We start from the raw sequence: 6,134 nt of genomic DNA, 5'->3' as shown, positions 1-6,134 counted from the left end.
GCGGCTGGCCGCCGAGGCGGGCCAGCAGCATGATGGCGGCTTCGCGACCTATGGTCTCGCGGGGGGTGACGATGCTGGCGAGCTTGGGGGTCATGGCGTGGCCGATGTCGAGGGCGTTGCTGCCGGCGATGGCCACCTGCTGGGGTACCGGGATCCACCTGGCCTGGCATTGCAGCAGGGCCCCCACCGCCAGGTCGTCATTGGTGCAGAACAGGCCGTCGAGATCGGGGAAGCGCGCCATGGCCTGGGCCAGCAGCTCTCCCCCCAGGGTGAAGCTGGAGGATTGCTCCGTCAGCAGGTGCTGGCCGGTCAGACCGAAATCGGCCATCGCCTGGTAGTAGCCTTCCATTCGCAACTGGGTGCGCACGTCGAGCCGGGCGCCGAGGTAGATCACCTTGCGCCGTCCCCGGCGCAGCATCTCTGTTACCATGGCCCGGGCGGCGGCCCGGTGATCCATGCCCACCACCATGTCGATGGGGGAGAGGGGCAGATCCATGGTCTCCACCACCGGGATGCCGGCGGTGGCGATCATCTTGCGGGTGCGCTCGGTGTGCTGGGTGTCCGAGAGGATGAGCCCGTCCACGTTGTAGGAGAGGAGCGAGGCGACCTGCTCCTCCTCCCGCTCCGGGCTGTAGCCGTAGTGGGCGAGCAGGGTCTGGTAGCCGGCGGGCCGGGTCACCGCCTCGATGCCGTGGATCACCGCCGAGAAGACCTGGTTGGAGAGGGAGGGGATCAGGATGCCGATCGCCTTGCTGGTGGCGTTCGACAGCATGTCCGGCGCCCGGTTCGGGATGTAGCCGAGCTCCTCCACCGCGGCGGCGATGCGCTCGCGGGTCCCTTCGGCCACGGCGGACGGGTCGCGCAGGTAGCGGCTGACGGTCATCTTGGTGACACCGGTCAGGTCGGCAATGTCCTGCAGGGTAGGGCGGCGCTTGCGGGTGTCGTTCATCTGGGGATCCGGCAAAAAATGTTACACGTAACATTACCGTTTTTGCACGGCAATGTCAGCATATGACGCCATCAACAGGGGGCAGGGGATGATCAAGGGCAGGTGTTTCGAGGGGGTCCACTTCGAGCAGCAGGAGGTGGAGGGGGAGCAGTTCCAGGGGTGCCGCTTCATCGGCTGTCACTTCTCCTGGCTCGATCTCGGGGAGAGCCGCTTCGTCGACTGCAGCTTCTATGACAGGGAACGGGAGCTGGGATGCCTGTTTCAGGGCTGCGATCTGAGGGAGGCGAGCTTCCTGCGCTGCGATCTCACCCTGGCGGACTTCGGCCGCAGCCAGTGTCTTGGGCTGGAGATGCGCGACTGCCAGGCCATGGGGATCAACTTCGCCCATGCCAGCTTCGCCAACCGGATCACCGCCAAAAGCTACTTCTGCGAGGCCCACCTCACCGGCAACAACTTCAGCTACGCCAACTTCGAAAGCTGCCTGCTGGAGCGGTGCGAGCTTGCCGGCAACCGCTGGCAGGGGGCCAACCTGCTGGGCGCCTCCCTGGTGGGCTCGGATCTCAGCGGCTCCGAGTTCGGGCAAATCGACTGGACCAGCTTCAACCTGCAAGGGTGCGATCTGCGCCAGTGCGATCTGCCCGGTCTGGATCTGCGCCGGGTCAACCTCGCCGGGGTGCAGATCAATGAAGATCAGCAGCAGGGGCTGCTGGAGCAGATCGGGCTGGTGGTCTTCCCCTGAGCGGGGTGGAAAAGAGGTAAGTTTTCATCATCGGGGCGGGCGGTGTGGTGCCCCCCCTGGCAAGCAAAAGTCTGTGCGATGCAGACTTTTTGTCAGGTGAAGTGGTAAACGACGCGGTGTTGCTGTCTTTTGCTCCCTGCTCCCCTCGCGGGAGAAGGGCTGGGGATGAGGTAGCGGACTCCGATCGGGCACCGCCAAGGCGGGCTTAGCGTCTGGCCAGCCACTTGGTCGGGTTGATGGCCTCGCCCTGATAGCGGATCTCGAAGTAGAGGCCGGAGCGCTCCTGTCCGCCGCTGTCGCCGACCAGGGCCACGGGCTCACCCTGCTCCACCTTTTGTCCCACCTGGCGCAGCAGCGACTGGTTGTGGCCGTAGAGGCTCATGTAGCCCTTGCCGTGGTCGATGACCAGCAGCATGCCGAAGCCGTCGAGCCAGTCGGCGTAGACCACCTGGCCCGGTGCCACCGCCTTGACCTGGGTCCCTTCGCTGGCGCCGATCAGGGTGCCCTTCCACTTCAGCTCGGCGGTACGCGGCGAGCCGTAGGAGATGAGGATGGGGCCCTGCACCGGCCAGCGCAGGTTGCCACCCGTGCTCAGACCGCCGTAGCCGTTGCTGCTTGCCTTGGCGCTGTTGCGGGCAGCAGCTTGCTGCTGCGCCACCTTGGCCTGTTGTTCGGCGACGCGCTGCTGCTGGGCCGCCAGCCGCTGCTGTTCGCCGACCTGGCGCTGCTGGGCCGCGATCCGCTGCTGCTCCTCGATGCGTTTCTGTTCGGCTGCCAGGCGCTGGGCCTCCAGACGGCGCTGGCGCTCCTGCTCGGCCTTGATCTTGGCGAGGCGCTCCCGCTCGGCCCGTTCGCGGCGTTCCTTTTCTTCCTGCTGACGACGCAGCTCTTCCAGCCGCGCCTTGAGCGCCTTCTCCGCCTTGACCAGTTTGTCGAGCTTCTGCTCGTCGGCCTGCACCGATTGCTGCAACTGGTTGCGCACCTTGGCACGGCTCTGCTGGCTGGCCAGCAGGCTCTGGTGATGTTCCTGCTGCTCGCCGAGCAGGGTCTGGAGGCGGTTCTCGGTCTCCCTGGTGGCCTGCTGGTTCTTGGCCAGCTTGTCACGGGTGGCGCGCAGGGCTTCAATGGCCTCGATACGGGCCTTGTTGAGGTAGTCGAAATAGTCGAGGGCGCGGCTCAGTTTGGCCGGATCCTGCTGGTTGAGCAGCAGTTTGAGGTAATCGTGGTTGCCCGCCTGGAAGGCGCTTTCCGCCTGCTTGGCCAGCAACTGCTTCTGGTGTTTGGCTTGTTGCTCCAGTGCCAGCTTGTCCTGCTGCAGGGACGCCAGCTTCTGCTGGTTCTGCCGGAGTTGCTGTATGGTCTGCTCGAGTTTGGCGGCGGCAGCCGAAATGGCCTGCTCGTCAGCCTTGAGCTGGGTGTTGAGCTTGGCAAGCTCCTGCTTGCTGAGCTTGAGGGTCTGTTGCTGTTCCTTGATCTGGGACTGCATGGCCCCCAGCTGCTGGTTCGCAGCCTGGGCTGTGCCGGTACCGCCGATCAGGCAAAAAAACAGCGCGCCGGCCAACAGGCCGACGCGACTGGTTTTCTGTGAAATAATTTCGCATCCCCGCATGGGGCAGGATTATTTCAGAATCATCAGGGGCTTGCCAGTCATTTCCGGCGGCACCGGCAGACCCATCAGGGTCAGCATGGTGGGGGCCAGGTCGGACAGTTTGCCACCTTCGGCGACCTCGGCTTTACGACCGAAGTAGATGAGGGGAACCGGCAGATTGGTGTGGGCGGTGTGGGCCTGACCAGTCTCTTCGTCCATCATCTTCTCGGCGTTGCCATGGTCGGCGGTGATGAGGCACTCGCCACCCACTTCCGCCAGGGCGTCGGTGACGCGACCGATACAGTGGTCGACCGCTTCACAGGCTTTGACGGCCGCATCGAACACGCCGGTGTGACCGACCATGTCGCCGTTCGGGTAGTTGCAGATGATGACGTCGTACTTGCCGCTCTTGATGGCCGCAACCAGCTTGTCGGTCAGCTCTTCGGAGCTCATCTCCGGCTGCAGGTCATAGGTAGCCACTTTCGGGCTCGCCACGATTTCGCGATCTTCGCCGCTGAAGCAGGCCTCTTCGCCACCGTTGAAGAAGAAGGTGACGTGGGCGTACTTCTCGGTCTCGGAGATGCGCAGCTGGGTCTTGCCCTGCTTGGCCAGCCACTCACCCAGGGTATTGACCAGGGCGGTGGGCGGATAGGCACAGGCGGTTTTGATGTCGGCCGCGTATTCGGTCAGCATCACGAAGTGCAGGGCCGGGGTGGCGGTGCGGGCGAAGCCGGTGAAGTCGGTATCGACGAAGGCGCGGGTGATTTCGCGGGCGCGGTCGGCACGGAAGTTCATGAAGATCAGCGCATCGCCGTCGATCATCGGTACAGCGTCGCCGATGCGGGTGGCTTTGACGAACTCGTCGTTCTCGTCGCGGGCATAGGCGGCGGCCAGCGCGTCGGTGGCGTTGTCGGCGGTGAATTCGCCCTTGCCCTGGGTCATCAGGTCATAGGCCTGCTGCACGCGATCCCAGCGGTTGTCGCGGTCCATGGCGTAGTAACGACCGATCATGGAGGCGAAACGACCCTTGCCCAGTCGGGCAAACAGGGCGTCGAACAGCTCGATGGAGGACTGGGCACTGCGCGGCGGGACGTCGCGGCCATCCAGGAAGGCGTGGAAGTAGATCTGCTCGGCGCCACGCTTGGCGGCCATCTCGATCATGCCCATGATGTGCTCTTCGTGGCTGTGTACGCCACCCGGGGACATCAGCCCCATGATGTGCACGGCCTTGCCCTTGGTCACGGCAGCGTCGACAGCCTTGGCCAGCTCGACGTTCTGGAAGAAGTCGCCGTCCTGGATGTCCTTGGAGATGCGGGTCAGCTCCTGATAGACGACGCGACCGGCACCGATGTTGGTGTGGCCCACTTCGGAGTTGCCCATCTGGCCGTCCGGCAGACCCACGTCCAGGCCGGAGCCGGAGATCAGGGTGCTGGTGTAGTCACGGGCCAGGCGATCCAGATTGGGGGTCTTGGCAGCAGCAACGGCGTTGTACTCTTGCTTGGTGCTGTAGCCCCAACCGTCCATAATGACCAGAACCAGCGGTTTCTTAGCTGTTGACATAAGGCTATGTCCTCTCGGATAGGAATGAATTGCGGGAAGTGAAACTAGCGTAATATTACTACATCTGCCGAAATAGTCACCTGATAGCCAAGTCCCTCTCCAGCCTCGCTTTTTAACTGTTATCCCGCTGTTTTAGGCATGTTGCCGGCTTGTCTGCCTCGGCGGGTTTTCCTCTGTTTTCCCCCTCTTTTCGGCATGGCGCATCCTCTCGTTCGGCCCGGTTGGAGGAGGAAGAATCGGCAGCCATCCCTGATGGGAGCTTGCTCTCGCTTTGCCGCCAAGATGGCTGATCTTATGCAGGGCCCCATGTATACTCGGGCCCTTGTCTTGGTCCCTGGATAGTAGAAGATGCAAGAGTATTTGGATTTCGCGGCCCGCAATCCGCTGCTGACCGCAGCCTGGTTGGGCTTGGCAGGCACCCTGGTGTATACCACTGTGCGTGCTCGTTTTTCTCCGGTGAAGGCGGTCAACAACCACGCCGCTACCCTGCTTATCAACCGTGAAAATGCCACCGTCGTGGACATTCGCAGTCAGGATGAATTTGCCAAGGGCCATCTGGCCGGGGCCCATCACCTGCCGCTCGCCCAGATCCAGGCGAATAATCTGGGCCCGGTTGAAAAGCACAAGGATGCCCCCATCATAGTGGTGTGCGAGTCGGGGATGACCGCTGGTGGCGCGGGTCGCCAACTGAGCAAGGCCGGTTTCAAGCAGGTGTATGTGCTCAGCGGTGGCATGGCCCAATGGCGTGCAGACAATCTGCCGGTGACCAAAAAACGCTGATTTAAGGGCCTGCGCCCACTCATTATCTTAAAAAGGAATCAAACGAAATGGCTGACGAAATCAACAACCAGGAAGTGCAACCGGAATTCCACATCCAGCGTGTCTACACCAAGGATGTCTCCTTCGAAGCCCCGAATACCCCGCACATCTTCCAGAAAGAGTGGCAGCCGGACGTCAAGCTGGACATGGACACCAAGACCAATGTCCTGGCCGACAGCGTCTATGAAGTGGTGCTGACCCTGACTGTCACCTGCAAGCTGGAAACCGAGACCGCCTTCCTGTGCGAAGTGCAGCAAGCCGGCATCTTCACCATCGGCAACCTGCCTGAGCCGCAACTGGCCCACTGCCTGGCGGCCTTCTGCCCGAACATCCTGTTCCCGTATGCCCGCGAAGCGGTATCCAACCTGGTGAGCAAGGGTTCCTTCCCGCAGCTGAACCTGGCACCGGTCAACTTCGACGCCCTGTTCGCCCAGCACATGGCGCAGGTACAGGCCCAGCAGGCGACTGCGGAAGCCTGA

Annotated in this window: 6 protein-coding genes; 3 read left to right on the top strand and 3 right to left on the bottom strand. The window is 62.9% G+C overall.

Annotation, left to right across the window (positions count from 1 at the left end):
- Nucleotides 1-949 (bottom strand): LacI family DNA-binding transcriptional regulator (locus tag AACR77_RS03230; RefSeq protein ID WP_042877969.1); only part of this gene is annotated, 949 nt, incomplete at its 3' end.
- Nucleotides 950-1,037: 88 nt separating this feature from the next.
- Here AACR77_RS03230 and AACR77_RS03225 point away from each other — a divergent pair.
- Nucleotides 1,038-1,688: a Qnr family pentapeptide repeat protein gene (locus AACR77_RS03225; protein WP_042877968.1), complete on the top strand. Its 651-nt coding sequence runs from the start codon at nt 1,038-1,040 to the stop codon at nt 1,686-1,688.
- A 205-nt stretch (nt 1,689-1,893) separates the two neighbouring features.
- On the opposite strand, the gene AACR77_RS03220 is transcribed toward AACR77_RS03225, so the two are convergent.
- Nucleotides 1,894-3,297, bottom strand: a complete 1,404-nt coding sequence (locus tag AACR77_RS03220; RefSeq protein WP_042877966.1) for a peptidoglycan DD-metalloendopeptidase family protein — start codon at nt 3,295-3,297, stop codon at nt 1,894-1,896.
- A 9-nt stretch (nt 3,298-3,306) separates the two neighbouring features.
- Complete coding sequence (gpmM, locus tag AACR77_RS03215; protein ID WP_039039496.1) at nt 3,307-4,836, bottom strand: 2,3-bisphosphoglycerate-independent phosphoglycerate mutase; 1,530 nt, start codon at nt 4,834-4,836, stop codon at nt 3,307-3,309.
- Between the two features lie 348 nt (nt 4,837-5,184).
- Between gpmM and AACR77_RS03210 the strand changes: the two genes are divergently transcribed.
- Together AACR77_RS03210 and secB are read left to right on the top strand one after the other, a co-directional pair.
- Entirely contained in the window at nt 5,185-5,616 is a 432-nt protein-coding gene (locus AACR77_RS03210) for a rhodanese-like domain-containing protein (RefSeq protein WP_010672546.1), read from the top strand.
- Nucleotides 5,617-5,663: 47 nt separating this feature from the next.
- Nucleotides 5,664-6,134: a protein-export chaperone SecB gene (gene secB, locus AACR77_RS03205; RefSeq protein WP_010672547.1), complete on the top strand. Its 471-nt coding sequence runs from the start codon at nt 5,664-5,666 to the stop codon at nt 6,132-6,134.

This window comes from Aeromonas sp. ZOR0002, assembly GCF_963866995.1.
In the GTDB taxonomy this organism is placed as follows: domain Bacteria; phylum Pseudomonadota; class Gammaproteobacteria; order Enterobacterales; family Aeromonadaceae; genus Aeromonas; species Aeromonas caviae.
The sequence above is the reverse complement of the archived record's forward strand: the minus strand, read 5'-3'. Positions and strand labels throughout refer to the sequence as shown.

Excerpts from the sequence above, each read along its gene's own strand:
- AACR77_RS03225 (WP_042877968.1), top strand. The coding sequence starts at position 1,038 with ATGATCAAGGGCAGGTGTTTCGAGGGGGTCCACTTCGAGCAGCAGGAG.
- AACR77_RS03220 (WP_042877966.1), bottom strand. The coding sequence starts at position 3,297 with ATGCGGGGATGCGAAATTATTTCACAGAAAACCAGTCGCGTCGGCCTG.
- gpmM (WP_039039496.1), bottom strand. The coding sequence starts at position 4,836 with ATGTCAACAGCTAAGAAACCGCTGGTTCTGGTCATTATGGACGGTTGG.
- AACR77_RS03210 (WP_010672546.1), top strand. The coding sequence starts at position 5,185 with ATGCAAGAGTATTTGGATTTCGCGGCCCGCAATCCGCTGCTGACCGCA.
- secB (WP_010672547.1), top strand. The coding sequence starts at position 5,664 with ATGGCTGACGAAATCAACAACCAGGAAGTGCAACCGGAATTCCACATC.